At 74.5% G+C, this 15,719-nt stretch carries 4 protein-coding genes; all 4 read left to right on the top strand.

Annotated elements, in window-relative coordinates:
• Nucleotides 1-128: 128 nt before the first annotated feature.
• Genes ACIRGB_RS10165 through ACIRGB_RS10150 form a run of 4 tightly spaced genes read left to right on the top strand, consistent with a single transcriptional unit; the run spans nucleotide 129 to nucleotide 15,719 of the window.
• Nucleotides 129-6,947: an amino acid adenylation domain-containing protein gene (locus tag ACIRGB_RS10165; protein ID WP_403861130.1), complete on the top strand. Its 6,819-nt coding sequence runs from the start codon at nucleotides 129-131 to the stop codon at nucleotides 6,945-6,947.
• Nucleotides 6,944-12,559, top strand: coding sequence for an amino acid adenylation domain-containing protein (locus tag ACIRGB_RS10160; protein WP_403861127.1), 5,616 nt, complete (start codon nucleotides 6,944-6,946; stop codon nucleotides 12,557-12,559). The genes ACIRGB_RS10165 and ACIRGB_RS10160 overlap by 4 nt, the downstream gene beginning before the upstream one ends.
• Nucleotides 12,556-13,707, top strand: a complete 1,152-nt coding sequence (locus ACIRGB_RS10155; protein ID WP_403861124.1) for a saccharopine dehydrogenase NADP-binding domain-containing protein — start codon at nucleotides 12,556-12,558, stop codon at nucleotides 13,705-13,707. Before ACIRGB_RS10160 ends, ACIRGB_RS10155 begins: the two co-directional genes overlap by 4 nt.
• The gene (locus tag ACIRGB_RS10150) at nucleotides 13,704-15,719 is read left to right on the top strand and encodes a Gfo/Idh/MocA family oxidoreductase (RefSeq protein ID WP_403861121.1); all 2,016 of its coding nucleotides are present in this window, start codon (nucleotides 13,704-13,706) and stop codon (nucleotides 15,717-15,719) included. The genes ACIRGB_RS10155 and ACIRGB_RS10150 overlap by 4 nt, the downstream gene beginning before the upstream one ends.

The following is a 15,719-nucleotide window of genomic DNA, read 5'->3' as shown; positions in this document are numbered from 1 at the left end:
TTTACGATGTGAAGTATAGAAATGATAATCATTTCAATCTAGCGGGGGTTCCGCCCTGCGCCGTGACGGCTCCCGGCGTCGGCGGCATTCGACGCAGCTCCCACTCATCCGACCGGAAGGCAGCACCAGTGAGCGATGAAGCAGTCGTCCAGGCGCGGACAGCGGAAGGAGACACCAGCAGCCCTGACCGCCACGCGCCCGCCGCGGTGCGTGAAGCGGTGGCACGCGCGCTGGACATCGCACCGGAGGAACTGGACGACGACCGTGACCTCTTCGAACTGGGCCTCGACTCACTGGTGCTGATGTCCCTCGTCGGCACCTGGCGGCGCGAGGGCAGCACGGTCACCTTCCAGGACCTCACGAGCAGCCCGACCCTGCGGGACTGGACGACCCTGCTCGCCGGTACGCGGAGCGACGAAGCAGCGCACAGCGCCCCGTCCGCCCCGTCCGTGCCGTACGACGCCGTCGCGGCCGAGACACACGCGGACTCCTTCCCGCTGGCCACGATGCAGCACGCCTACTGGATCGGACGCCAGGACGGACAGCCCCTCGGGGGCGTCGCCGCGCACTTCTACGTCGAACTCGACGGCCACGACGTCGATCCGGCCCGGCTCGGGACCGCCCTGCGGGCGCTGGTGCTGCGGCACGGCATGCTGAGGGCCGTCTTCGACGGCGAGGGCCGGCAGCGCTTCGGTGCTCCGGGTGCGCCGCTCACCGTCCACGACCTGCGCGCACGCACCCCGGTCGAGGCCGAGGCCGAGCTGGAGCGGCTGCGGGAACGCAACACGCACGCCCGCCCGGACCTCGGCGCCGGTGACGTCTTCCGCGCCGCCCTGTGCCTGCTCCCCGACGGCGGGACCCGCCTCCAGATCGACCTGGACATGATGGCCGGTGACGCGCTGAGCCTGCGGGTCCTCCTGTCCGACCTGCGTCGCTTCTACGAGTGTCCCGACGACTCGCCGCCCGCACTCGGCCTCGACTACCGGCGCTACCTCGCGGAGCACGCCGTCCGCAGACGGACCGAACGCGAGCGGGACGCCGTCTGGTGGCGCGAGCGGCTGCCGGAGCTGCCGCGGGCCCCACGGCTGCCGACGACCGTCGACCCCATGACCCCGGTCGGCGCGGACGACCGGACGCTGACCCACTCCCGCCGCCTGCACCACTGGCTCGGCCCCGCCGACAAGGCCGCGCTCCTCGGCGCCGCCCGGCGGCACGGTCTGACCCCCGCCGCCGCCCTCGCCACCGCCTTCGCCGAGGTGATCGCCGCCTGGAGCGACAGCCGGCGCTTCCTCCTCAACCTCCCGCTGTTCGACCGGGAGTTGTTCGCGCCCGAAGTCGCCGCGCTGGTCGGCGACTTCAGCAGCTCGGTCCTGCTCGACGCGGACATGAGCGCCCCCCTTCCCTTCTCCCGGCAGGCCCGCGGCCTCCAGGAGCGGCTTCAGGAGGGCATCTCCCACGGTGCGTACGGCGGTGTGGAGGTGCTCCGGGACCTCGCGCGCGCCGAGGGAGCCCCGGTGCTGGCTCCCGTCGTGTACACCAGCGCCATCGGACTGGGGGAGATCTTCGAGCAGGACGTCCAGAAGTCCTTCGGGCGGCCTTCCTGGATCATCTCGCAGGGCCCGCAGGTGTACCTGGACGCCCAGGTCACCGAACTCGACGGCGGTCTCCTCCTCAACTGGGACGTGCGCGACGGCGTGTTCGAGGCCGGGGTCCCCGACGCCGCGTTCGACGCCTACCGGCGCCTCGTCACCCGGCTGGTGACCGATCCCGACGCCTGGGCCCGGCCGGTGGACGGCCTGCTCGCCCCCGACGTCCTGCCCCGGCGCGCGGTGGCGGCCCTGCCCCCCACCCCCGTGCCGGACCGCGCCCTGCACACGCGCTTCTTCCGCCTCGCCGAGACCGAGCCGGGCCGCACCGCGGTCGTCCGCACCAGCGGCGCCCCGCTCACCTACGGCGAACTCGCCCGCGCGGCACGGCGAATCGCCGCGCTGCTGCGCGACCATGGAGTACGGGAGGGCGACACCGTCGCCGTGACCCTGCCCAAGGGCGCCGACCAGATCACCGCGGTGCTCGGCGTCCTGGCCGCGGGCGCGGCCTACGCCCCCGTCGGCGTGGAGCAACCCGCCGTGCGGCGGCGGCGCATCCACGCCGTGGCCGGCGCGTCCGCCGTACTCACCGACCGGGACCACGCCCACCTGTGCGAGGACGTCTCCCCGGCTCCGGTGCTGCTCCTGGAGGACGCGTCGGCGATCCGCCCCGCACCGGTCGTCCGACCGGACCCCGCCCTGCCCGCCTACGTGCTGTTCACGTCCGGCTCGACGGGGCTGCCCAAGGGCGTCGAGGTGTCGCACCGGGCGGTCGTCAACACCGTCGAGGCGATGGCGGAGCAGCTCGGACTCGGCCCCGCGGACCGCACCCTCGCGATCTCCGCGCTGGACTTCGACCTCGCCACCTGGGACATCTTCACCCCGCTGTCCCTCGGCGGTCAGGTGGTGGCCGTGGGACAGGAGCACCGCCGCGACGCCCACCACTGGGCGCGGCTGGTGCGCACGCACGGAGTGACGCTGGTGCAGTGCGTGCCCGCCCTGTTGGACCTGCTGCTGGCCGCGGGGGAGGACGAGGGCCTCGGGGACCGTCTGCGCATGGTGCTGCTCGGCGGGGACTGGGTCGGGCTCGACCAGCCCCGCCGGCTCCGGGCCCTCGTCCCCGGCTGCCGCTTCGTGGCGCTCGGCGGCATGACGGAGGCCGCCGTCCACTCCACGGTGTTCGAGGTGGAGGAGACCGACCCCGCCTGGCGGTCCGTCCCCTACGGCGTTCCGCTGCGCAACATGCGGGCCCGTGTCGTGGACGGACGGGGACGCGACTGCCCCGATCTCGTCCCCGGCGAGCTGTGGATCGGCGGCCCCGGGGTGGCGAACGGCTACCGCGCGGATCCCGAACGCACGGCGGACCGCTTCGTCGACCACGACGGTGAGCGCTGGTACCGCAGCGGCGACCTGGCCCGCTACCGGACCGACGGCGTGCTGGAGTTCCTCGGCCGCGCCGACCACCAGGTGAAGATCGGCGGCCACCGCATCGAACTGGGCGAGGTCGAGTCCGCGCTGGAGGAGGACCCCGCCGTCCGGCACGCGGTCGCCTGCGTGCTCGACACACCGGTACGTCACCTCGCCGCCGCCGTGTCCGCGCCCGGCGCGGCACCCGACCCGGACGAGGTCCGTGTGCGGGCGGCGGAACGCCTCCCTGCCCACATGGTTCCCGAGCGTGTCCTCGTCCTGCGCGACCTGCCGCTGACCGCCAACGGCAAGCTCGACCGGACGGCCGTGCACCGGGCGCTGACCGAGGCCGCGGGCCAGGAGGCGCCCCGCACCTCGGCGCCGGCCGGTCCGGTGGAGGCCGCCGTGGCGGCCGAGTGGGCCGACCTGCTCGGCGTGGCCGAGGTGGGCCGCGAGAGCAGCTTCTTCCTGCTGGGCGGCGACTCGCTCGTCGCCACCCGCGTGATCGGACGGCTGCGCGCCGCGGGCTTCCCCGGCGCACGCGTGGCCGACCTCTTCGCCCGCCCCGTGCTCCAGCACTTCTGCCGGACGCTGCGGCCGACGACGACCGCCGACGAAGCGCCGGCACCGGCCACCGCTCCCGTCCTCGTGCCCGACCCGGACCATGCGCACCAGCCGTTCCCGCTGACCGACGTCCAGGCCGCCTACCACACCGGCCGCGACCCCCGGTTCACCCTCGGCGGCGTCGGCACCTGGCACTACACCGAGTTCGACGGCACCGACGTCGACCTGGACCGGCTGGAGCGCGCCTGGAACACCCTCGTCCGACGGCACGGCATGCTCCGCGCGGTCGTCGAGGATGGCCACCAGCGGGTGCTGCCCGACGTACCGCCGGTGCGCGTACCGGTGACGGACGCCCGGGCCGACGACGCGGCCGAGGCCCTGGCCGGTCTGCGCGCCCGGCTGTCCCAGCAGGTCCGCGACCCCGCCCGCTGGCCGCTCTTCGCCGTCGAGGCGGTGCGCTACCACGCGGACGACGGCGCCGACGGGAAGGACACCCGGGTCCGGACGCGGATCGGCATCGGCCTGGACTACCTCGTGCTCGACGCGCTCTCCATCACCACGCTCTACGCCGAACTGAACGCGCTCTACGCCGACCCGGACCACGAACTCCCGCCGGTGGGCGTGTCGTTCCGCGACTACCTGACCCGCCTCCCGGCGGACCCGGAGTCGGCCGCGCGGGCCCGCGCCCACTGGCGGGCCCGGCTGACGGACCTGCCGCCACCGCCCGCGCTGCCCTTCGACCGGGACCCGGCGACGCTCGACGCACCCGTCTTCACCCGACGCCGGGTGAGCCTGCCCGCCGAGGACTGGCAGGCCGTCAAGCGCGACGCGGCCCGGCACGGCCTGACCCCGTCCACCGTCCTGCTCGCCCTGTACGCGGAGGTCCTGGCGGCCTGGAGCGGGACCGACGCGGTGACCGTCACCCTCACCCTCTTCAACCGGCGCGACGTCCACCCCCACATCCACCGGGTGCTGGGCGACTTCACCTCCCTTTCCCTCGCCGGTCACCGGCGCGAGGGCGGCACCCCCTGGCGGACGGCGGCCGCCGCGCTGCAACGGCGTCAGGCGGAGGACCTCGACCACGCCGACGTGCCGATCGACTGGCTGCTACGGGAGTTCGGCCGCCGCACGGGCACGGTGGACGCCGCCGCGCCCGTGGTGTTCACCAGCGCCATCGGCGTCGGCGACGCGACGCTGGCCGGAGAGGGCACCGGGTTGCCCGCGAAGGTCTACGGCATCTCCCAGTCCCCGCAGGTCTGCCTGGACAACCAGGTCACCGAGGAGTCCGGGAACCTGGTCGTCACCTGGGACGCCGTCGAGGAACTGTTCACCGAGGGCGTGCTGGACGCGATGTTCTCCGCGTACGAACGCCTGCTGCGGCACCTCGTGGACGGCGACTGGGAGGCGCCGCTCCCCGACCTGGTGCCTGCCGCCCAGTACGAACGGCGCACCGGCGCGGCACGGGAGGCCGCCCTGGAACCGGCGCCGCCGCGGCCCCTGCACCAGCCGTTCTTCACGCACGCGACGACCGCTCCCGACCGCATCGCCCTCGTCACGACGGCGGGGGAGGAGGTGACCTACGGAACGCTCGCCGGGCAGACGCTGCGCACCGCCGGCGCGCTCGCCGACGCGGGCGTGCGTCCCGGCGACCTGGTCGCGGTCACGCTGCCCAAGGGCCCGGAACAGATCGCGGCGGTCCTCGGCGTCCTCGCCTCCGGCGCCGCCTACGTCCCCCTGAGCCTGGAACAGCCCGCCGCACGACTGGAACGGGTGCGCGCCACGGCCGGTTTCGACGTCGTCCTGGGCAGCTGGCCCGCTCCGGACGGCACCGGCCCCCGCACCCTGTCCTTCGCGGACACCCAGCGCCGCGAGCCGCTGCCCGCGCCGGGCGGGACGGCTCCCGAGTCGCTCGCCTACGTGATCTTCACGTCGGGGTCCACGGGTGAGCCCAAGGGCGTCGAGATCACCCACGCCGCCGCCTGGAACACGATCGCGGACATCAACGCCCGGCACGGCGTGTCCGGGGACGACCGCGTCTTCGCCCTGTCGGCCCTGGACTTCGACCTCTCCGTGTACGACGTCTTCGGCCTGCTCGCCGCGGGCGGCTCCCTCCTGCTGCCCACCGAGGACCAGCGCCGCGCACCGGCCCGCTGGCCACGCCTGCTGGAACGGTACGGCGTGACCCTCTGGAACACCGTCCCGGCGCTGCTCGACCTGCTGCTCGACGCCGACGAGCAGGACGGGCAGGACGGGCAGGATCACCGGGATGAACAGGATCACCGGGACGGCGGCGGCCGGCGGCAACGCGGTCGGCGGCAGGGCGGCCGGCTCGCCGGACTGCGGACCGCGCTGGTCTCCGGCGACTGGATCGGTCTCGACCTGCCCGCCCGGCTGCGGGCCCGGACCGCGCGGCCCTGCGCCTTCGTCGCGATGGGCGGAGCCACCGAAGCCGCCATCTGGTCCAACACCCTGACCGTCGACGAGCCGGACCCCCGGTGGGTCTCCATACCCTACGGACGTCCCCTGACCGGGCAGCGCTACCGCGTGGTCGACCGGCACGGCCGGGACTGTCCCGACTGGACGCCCGGCGAGCTGTGGATCGGCGGCGCGGGACTGGCCCGCGGCTACCTGGGCGACCCGGTACGCACCGCCGAGAAGTTCGTCGAACGGGACGGCCGGCGCTGGTACCGGACCGGCGACCTGGGCCGGTTCCGCGGTGACGGACTGCTGGAGTTCCTGGGCCGCCTCGACAGCCAGCTGAAGATCGCCGGACACCGCATCGAGGCGGGCGAGGTCGAAGCCGCGTTGGAGGCACATCCGGCCGTCGCCCGGGCCGCCGTCGTGGCCGTCGGCGAGCGCACCGCCCGGCGTCTGGTCGCGTTCGCCGTACCGCACGAGCCGCCGCTCGCCGAGGGCGTCGAGCCCGTCGACGACCCCGGACTCACCGACGACCCTGGACTCACCGAGGACCTCTTCGGCCTGCTGGCCGAGCGGGTACCGGTCTACGCCGTCCCGTCCCGCATCCTGCTCCTGCCCGCCCTGCCCCTGACCGGCAACGGCAAGGTCGACCGGGCCGCCCTGGCCGGCCTCGCGGGACCCGGGACGGCCCCCGCCGCGGCCGAGCCGCCACGGGGCGGGACCGAGCAGGAACTCGCCGCGCTCTGGCACGAGTACCTGCCGCACGCCGTGCGGGACCGCACCGCCAACTTCTTCACCGTGGGCGGCGACAGCCTCACCGCGCTGCGCCTGCTCACCGCGATCGAGCGCCGCTTCGGGGCCACCGTGCCCGCCCGCCGCTTCTTCGCCGCGCCGACCGTCGCCGCGCTCGCCGCGGACATCACCCGCACCCTCGCGGCCCACGGGACCGCCTACGAGACCGGAGAGCTGTGAACATCGCTGAACTGCTGGCCCGATACGCCGACGACGGCGTGACGCTGTGGGCCCAGGACGGACAACTGCGCTTCCGGGCCCCGCAGGGCACGCTCACGGACACGCACCGGGCCGAACTGCGTACGCACAAGGAAGCCATCCTGCGCCACCTGGAGGCGACGGAGCCCGCGCTGCGAGCGGACCCCGGCCACCGCCACGAACCGTTCCCGCTGACGGACATCCAGGCCGCCTACCTCATCGGCCGCACCGACGCCTACGCCTACGGAGGCGTCGGCTGCCACGCCTACGTCGAGTTGGAGTACCCCGACCTGGACGTCGACCGCGTCACCTCCGTGTGGCGGGACCTGGTCCGGCGGCACGACATGCTCCGCGCCGTCATCCACCACGACGGCTATCAGCAGGTGCTGCCGGACGTGCCCGCGCTCACCGTCGGGAGCGACGACCTGACCGGGCTGCCGGCCGCCACCGCCGAGGCGCGGGTGCGGCGCACCCGGGCCCGGCTGTCCACCCGCGAGGCGCCCGCCGACCAGTGGCCCCTCTTCGACGTGCACGTGACCCGCACCGCCGAACGGGCCGTGCTCCACCTCGCCTTCGACATGCTCGTCGTCGACCACGCGAGCCTGCGCCTCCTGCTCGCCGAGTTCCGGCGGAGCTACGACGGCACCCCCCTCTCCGACGCACCGCGCATCACCTTCCGCGACTACGTCCTGGCCCGCCGCGCCCTGGCCGACACCGACGGCCACGCCCGCGACCGCGCCTACTGGACGGAACGGCTCGACACCCTGCCGCCCGCCCCCGAACTGCCCCTCGCCGAAACCTGGGAGGCCGCCGTCACGGACCCCGGTGAAGCCGGCCGCGCCCCGGCCTCCGACGACGCGGTGGCATTCCGGCGGCTGGAGGTGCTGCTGCCCGCGGCCGACCGGGACCGGCTCACCGAACGGGCCGCGCGGCGCGGCCTGACCGTGTCGACGGCCCTGCTCGCCGCGTACGCCGAGACGGTCGGCGCCTGGTCGCGGACCAGCCGTTTCACCCTCAACGTGCCCACCGTCGACCGGCCCGCCCTGCACGAGGACATCGACCGTCTCGTCGGCGACTTCACCTCGCTCGAACTCCTCGCCGTCGACCTCGACGCCCCGGCCGCCTTCGCCGAGCGGACCAGGGCCGTGGGGGAACAGCTCCTCGACGACCTGGCACACCCGCTGTTCACCGGCTCGGACGTGCTCGCGGAGCTGTCCCGCAGGGCCGGGGCCCCGGTGCTCATGCCGGTCGTCTTCACCAGCGCCCTGGGCACCGGCGCCACCTCCGAGGGCGTACCCCCCGAGGTGACGTACGCCGTGACCCGGACGCCCCAGGTGTGGCTCGACTGCCAGGTCATGCACCGCGGTGACGCGCTGAGCCTGTCCTGGGACATCCGCGAGGGCGCGCTCGCCCACGGGGTGGCCGACGCCATGTTCGAGGCGTACACGGCCCTCGTACGGTCGCTCTCCGCCCCGGGCGAGGCCGGTGAGGCCGCCTGGGACACGCCGGCCCGTACCGCCCTGCCCGCGGCGCAGGCGGCACGCCGGAACGCGGTCAACGCCACCGAGGGCCCGCTGCCGGACGCCCTGCTCCACGAACCCGTACTCGCCCAGGCACGGGCCACACCGGACGCGATCGCGGTCCGCACCCCCGAACTGGCCCTCTCCTACCGGCAGCTCGCCGCCCGCGCGGCCGGTGTCGCCGAGAGGCTGACGGCGTGCGGACTGCGCCCCGGGGAACCGGTCGCCATCTGGATGGACAAGGGTTGGGAGCAGGCCGTCGCCGTCCTCGGCACCCTCATGGCGGGCGGCGCCTACCTGCCCGTGGACACGGCCCAGCCGCCGGCCCGCCGGGACACGATCATCGCGGACGCGGGCGTCCGCACCGTCCTCACCCAGTCCTGGCTCGCCGACCTCGAAGACCTCCCGGCGACGGTGTCGGCCGTCGCCGTGGACCGCGTCGGGGAAGCCGCCGCGGACGGAGCGACGGTCACCGCCCACCGTGATCCGGACGACCTCGCCTACGTCATCTACACCTCGGGCTCCACCGGCACGCCCAAGGGCGTGATGATCAGCCACCGGGCCGCCCTCAACACCATCGAGGACATCAACCGCCGCTTCGCCGTCACCGGACACGACCGGGTCCTCGGCATCGCGGGGCTCGGCTTCGATCTGTCCGTCTACGACCTGTTCGGACCGCTCGCCGTGGGCGCCACCCTCGTCCTGCCCCGGGCCGACCGGCGCGGCGACCCCTCGCACTGGGCCGAACTGGTCCGCGACGTCGGCGTCACGGTGTGGAACTCCGTGCCGGGCCAGCTCCACATGCTGTGCGACTGGCTCCGCTCCGAGCCCCCGACCGACGACGGCACACTGCGCCTCGCCCTGATATCCGGTGACTGGATACCGGTCTCGCTGCCCGACCAGGCCCGGGAACTCCTGCCGGGCCTGGAGATCGTCTCCCTCGGCGGAGCGACCGAGGGCTCCATCTGGTCCATCGCCCACCCGATCGGCGAGGTGGACACCGCCCGCCCGAGCATCCCCTACGGCACGCCCCTGACCAACCAGACCTTCGCCGTGCTCGACCGGCACCTGCGGCCAAGGCCGGACTGGGTCCCGGGCGAGCTGTACATAGGCGGCGCGGGCGTCGCCCTGGGCTACTTCGGCGACGCGGAACGCACGGCGGAGCGGTTCCTCACCGACCCCGCCAGCGGGGAACGGCTCTACCGCACGGGCGACCTCGGCCGGTACCTCCACGACGGGACCATCGAGTTCCTGGGCCGGGAGGACGCCCAGATCAAGATCCGCGGCTACCGGGTGGAACTCGCCGAGGTGGAGGCCGCCGTACAGGCGCACCCGGCCGTCGCGGCCGGCGCGGTCGTCGTCGACGACTCGGCGGCGGGCGGACGACGCCTGGCCGCGTTCGTGGAGACGGCCCGCAAGGACGGTGAGACGGCGATCAAGGACGGCGAGGCGGCCCGCAAGGGCGGTGAGACCGCGCACCAGGACGACAAGTCCCCGGTGGCCGGCCGCGACCAGGCGCGCGCGGTCAGCCGGCACCGGGCGCGCACGGCCGCCGCCGACGCCGTGCGCGAAGCCTCCGTGGACGTCGACGCCGCACGGCTCACGGACTTCCTGGCCGCCCTCGACGACGTGGCCGTCGCCGAGATGACCCGGGTCCTGGCCGCCTCCGGAGTGTTCGACGGAGGAGCGGCGCGCACGGCGGAGGACGTGGGCACGGCACTGCGGGCCACACCCCGGCACCGGCACATCGTGCGCCGCTGGCTGCGGGCCCTCGCCGCCCGGGACCGGCTCACCCAGCAGCACACCGGCGACGCCTACACCGGCCTCGTCCCCGTCCCCGCGCCCGAGGCGGAACGCCGGTGGCGGCTGGCCGCGGAGCTGGAGCACGAGGTCGGGTGGAGCACCGAACTGCTCACCGTCATGCGCACCTGCGCCGAGCGGCTGCCCGAGCTGGTCTCCGGGGAGGTGGGCATCCGGGACCTGCTCTTCCCGGGCGCGGCGACGGACGCCGCGGACGCCGCCTACCGGGACAACCTCGCCATCCGGCACCTCAACCGCGCGGTGGTCGCCGCGCTGCGCGAGATCGCCGCGCACCACACCGGCGAGGAGCGGCTGCGCGTCCTGGAGGTCGGCGGCGGCGTAGGCGGCACCACCGGCGAACTGGTGCCCGTCCTCGCCGAGTACGGCGTTGACTACCTGTTCACCGACCCCTCGGCGTTCTTCCTGAACGAGGCCCGCGAGCGCTTCGCCGACCACGCGTGGGTCCGCTACCAGCGTTTCGACGTCGACGACGACCCGCGCGCCCAGCACCTGCTGCCCCACACCTTCGACGTGGTGGTCTGCGCCAACACGCTGCACGCCGCCGTCGACGCGGACGCCGCCGTGGGCAGGCTGCGGGAACTGCTCGTACCGGGCGGGCAGCTGGTGTTCGTGGAGAACACCCGCGACGAGAACCTCCCGCTGCTGGTCTCCATGGAGTTCCTGGAGGTCGCCGGCCGCGCGTGGACCGACGTGCGCGAGCACACCGGACAGTCCTTCCTCACCCACACCCAGTGGCGCGAACTCCTCGACGGACACGGGGCGTCCGAGGTCACCTCGCTGCCCGACGCCGACGACGCCCTGGCACTGACCGGGCAGGAGGTGTTCATCGCCACGATGAAGGACGACCGGCACCACGTCCCGGTGGGGGAGCTGGCCCGCACGGCGGCCACCCGGCTCCCGGAGTACATGCTCCCCACGGTGTGGCAGGTCGTCGACACCCTGCCCCGCACGGCCAACGGCAAGACCGACCGCGCTCGCATGCGGTCCTGGCTGCCCCGGGAGAGCGCACCGGTCGTCGTGGACGAGCAGCCGAAGGACGAGCTGGAGAGCGGCCTGGCCGACCTGTGGACCGAACTCCTCGCCGTCGACCGCGTCACCCGCAACGACGACTTCTTCGACCTCGGCGGCGACTCGCTCCTGGTGGCCCGCATGGTGGGGCGGCTGCGCGAACGGATACCGCAGGCGGCGGACCTGGAGTGGGAGGTCGTCCTGCGCCACATGCTGCGCCGCCCCACGGTCGCGGGTCTCGCCGGATTCCTGCGCGGCCTCACCGGCGCCCCGGACGCGCCCGCGCCCGGCGCCGCACGCACGGACCCGGTGATCCACCTGCACGGCTCGCGCTCCGAGGACGAGCCGACGACCGTGCTGGTGCACGCGGGAACCGCGACGATCATGCCGTACCGGGCGCTGATCACCGAGATCAGGCGCCGTTCGCCGGGCCTCGCCGAAGTCGTCGGCGTGGAGGTCCCGGACCTGAGCGCCTTCCTCGCCGCACCGCCCGACGGACTGATCGAGCAGATGGCGGCCGACTACGCGCGGGCGCTGACCGCGGACGGCCGCAGCCGCTTCCACGTCGTCGGCTACTGCCTGGGCGGCCTGATCGCCACCGAAGTGGCCCGCAACCTGGCCGAGTCGGGGGCCGAGGTGGAGAGCCTCACCGTCATCAGCAGCCACAGCCCGCGCTTCCGCCTGGACGACGAACTCCTCGCCGAGTACTCCTTCGCCGTCATGATGGGCATCGACCCCGCCGCACTCGGCTTCCCGGACGACCAGTACCAGGTGGCCGCGGCGGCCGAGGCAGCCCTGGCCACCAGTCCCGGCATCCTGCCGGACGGCGGACTCGCCGCACTGCCGGGGGAGTTCGAGGACGTCGCGAGCCGCTTCCGGCGCCTCGCCGACGTTCCCCGGGCCACCCGCATCGCCCGCATGTGCGAGGCGGTGCCCGCCTCGGCAGGCACCTACGCACCCGACCACATGACCCGGCTCTTCCTCGCCTTCCGCCAGAGCGTCTTCGCCATCACCCGCTACGACGCCGAGCCGTACGCGGGCGACATCACCTTCCTGCGCCACGACGGCGCCTATCCCTTCCCCGGCAGCAAGGACGCCGTCACCGCCTACTGGGAGGAACTGACCCTGGGCGACCTGGACATCGTCGACATCGGCGGCGACCACTACAGCTGCCTGTCCGTCGAACACGCACCCGGGATCCTCAAGACCCTCGGTGAGCTGACCCAGGGGGCGATCACCCGATGACCAAGCCCGTGATCGGAGTCCTGGGCGCGTCCGGAGCGGTCGGCCGGGCCGCCGTACGGGAACTGCGCGCACTCGGCCACACCGGACTCCGCCTGGGCGGCCGGACCGCGTCGGCCCTGTGCGCGGTCGCCGAGGAGAACCCCGGCGGCCACGACGAGACCGTGTGGGCGGACGCCACCGCCCCGGACGGCCTGCGCGCCTTCACCGAGGGCTGCGACATCGTCCTCAACTGCGCCGGCCCCACCTACCGGCTGCGCGCCACCGTGGCATCCGCCGCGCTCGCCGCTGGAGCGCACTGCGTCGACGTGGCCGGCGACGACCCGGCCGCCGAGGACCTCCTGGACGCGGGCGACCCGGCCCGCGACGGCCGTACGGCCGTCCTGTCGGCCGGGGCCCTGCCCGGACTGTCCAGTCTCCTGCCCCGCTGGCTGGCCGGGCAGGGCCTGGACAGCGTCTCCGCGCTGACCGCGCACTGCGGCGGCCTGGAGACCTGCTCGCCGACGGTGGCGCACGACCTCATGCTCTCCCTCACCTCCGGAGGCGCGGACGGCGCGGCCTACGGCGAGGCCCTCGCCGCCGTCCGCGGCGGCCGGCGCGTCCCGCGCGCGCTGCGCACCGCCGAGGACACCGAACACCACGCCTTCCCCGGCCGGGTGGCGCTCCAGCCCTACCTCAGCGGCGAGAGCGAACGCCTCGCCACCGTCCTCGGCCTCGACCGGCTCGACTGGTACAACGTCCACCCCGGTCCCGCCGTACGCGCCCTGCTCACCGTGCTGCCGGGCCGCCTCGCCGCCGGGGACGACCCGGCGGAGCTGGCGGACCGGCTGTTCCTCGCCGCCGGCCTCGACCTGGCCGGACGGTCGCCCTTCTACGTCATGGACTTCGCGCTGTCGGGCACCGCGTCCGGACGGCCGGCCAGCGCGGGACTGACCCTGCGCGCGGCCAGCAGCTACCGGCTCACCGCGACCGTGGGAGCGCTCGCGGTGGACGCGGTGCTGCGGGCCCAGGTGCCCCCGGGAGTGCACTTCGCCTGCGACGTGCTGGACCCCGGCACCGTGGTGCGGCACCTGCGCGCCCGCGGCACCGCGGACCTCCGGCTCACCGGCGCGGCGACCGGGGCCGACCAGGTGGAAGAGGGTGTGCTGTGACCCCCTCCACGCCCTTCCGGGTGCTGGTCTGCGGCACCAACTTCGGCCGCTTCTACGCCGAGGCGGCACACCGGCGCCCCGGATACGCGCTGGCCGGCCTCCTGAGCCGGGGCTCGGCCGCTTCCCGGGCGTACGCGGAGCGACTCGGCGTCCCCCACTACACGGACGTCGGCGACCTCCCGGCCGGGATCGACGCCGCCTGCGTGGCGGTGAGTTCCGCCATCTCGGGCGGCCGGGGCACCGAGCTGGCCCGCGCCCTCATGGACCGGGGCATCCACGTCCTCCAGGAACACCCCGTCCACCTCACCGAGTTGACCGACAACCTGAAGCACGCGCGCCGCCGGGGCGTGCAGTACCGCCTCAACACCCACTACCCGCACGTCGCCCCGGTCCGCGCCTTCGTCGACGCCGCCCGCAGGCTCGTCGCGCACCAGCGACCGCTCTTCGTCGACGCCGCCACCCCGGTCCACCTGATGCACCCGCTCGTGGACATCCTCGGCCGGGCGACGGGCACCCTGCGCCCCTGGCGCTTCGCCGACCCGGCACCGCTGCCCGCGGACATCGGCCCGCAGCCGTTCCGCTCCCTGCACGGCGTGTTCGCGGGCGTGCCCCTCACCCTGCGGGTGCACCACCAGCTCGACCCCTCCGACCGGGACAACCACGCCCTGCACTGGCACCGGATCTCGCTCGGCACGGAAGGCGGCGTCCTCACCCTGGCCGACACCCACGGCCCCGTGCTGTGGAGTCCCCGGCTGCACGTCGGACGGGACGCCGACCGGCGTTTCGTCCTCGACGGACCCGGCACCGGCCACCTGGGCCTGGGCACCACGGCCGTCGTCGGCACCACGGGCACCTTCCGGACCGTCTTCTCCGACCTGTGGCCGGAAGCGGTCGGCAGCGCTCTCGACGGGCTCCGCGCAGCCGTCGAGCAGGGCGGCGACGCCCTGCGCACGGGGCAGTACGACCTCGCCGTGTGCCGCATCTGGACCGACCTCGCCGCACGGCTCGGACCGCCCGAGATCGTCCGTCCGGCCACCCCGCGGCCCCTCGCGGTCAGTGACGTCTTCCCCACCCCGCAGCAGCCGCGCGGCGACGCGCCCCGCGCCGAGACGGGCCGCGCCGAGAGGGACCGCGTCGAGACGGGCCGCGTCGAGACGGGCCGCGCCGAGACGGGCCGCGCCGCTTCGGGGGACTCGGCCTACACCCCGTCCGCCGAGTTCTTCGACCTCGTCGCCGCCGAGCACACCGCGACCGCGAGCGCGCCCGCGATCGCGGCGCTCCTCGCCGACGCCGACCTGAGCACCGGACCGGTGGTCGACATCGGCGCCGGCACCGGCCTGGTGACCGAGGCCGTCGCCCGTGCCCGGCCGGACGCCGAGATCCTCGCCTGCGAACCGGCGGTCGGCATGCGCGCCGTGCTCACCAGCAGGGTGTTCAGCGACCCGGACCTGCGCTCCCGGGTCACCGTCACCGCGGACGCCGCGCCCGACCTCGACCTTCCGGACCGGGTCAGCGTCGTCCTGCTGTGCGGTGTCCTCGGCCACCTCGACGCCGACGGACGGGCGCTGCTGTGGCAGCGGCTGTCCCGGCGGCTGGCCCTCGGCGGCCTGGTGGTCGTCGAACTCATGCAGTTCGAGGAGCCGTTGACGCTCCCGGAGACCAGACTCGCCACCGCCACCGCCGGACGGCACCGCTACGAGTGGTCGTTCGGCGGAGCACCGGACGAGACGGACGACGGTGTGATGCGCCTGCACTCCACCTGGCGCGTCTACCGCGACGACGCCACGGACGCGGAGCGCGAAGTGCACGACTCCTACCGGTGGGTGCCCTTCGGGCTGAAGGACGTGGTCGCCGAGTCCGGGATGACCGCACGCGCTCTGCCCACCCGCCCCGGAGCACCCCCGCTCGCTGTACTCACCCGGGCACCGGACACGCCGGACACCGCCACCTCCAGCTTCACCTCCACCCCCATCTCCACCGCCACTCCCATCTCCACCTCTATTGACGGCTGA

Source organism: Streptomyces sp. NPDC102490 (genome assembly GCF_044765285.1).
In the GTDB taxonomy this organism is placed as follows: Bacteria; Actinomycetota; Actinomycetes; order Streptomycetales; family Streptomycetaceae; genus Streptomyces.
This window is presented reverse-complemented; position numbering and strand designations above follow the sequence as displayed.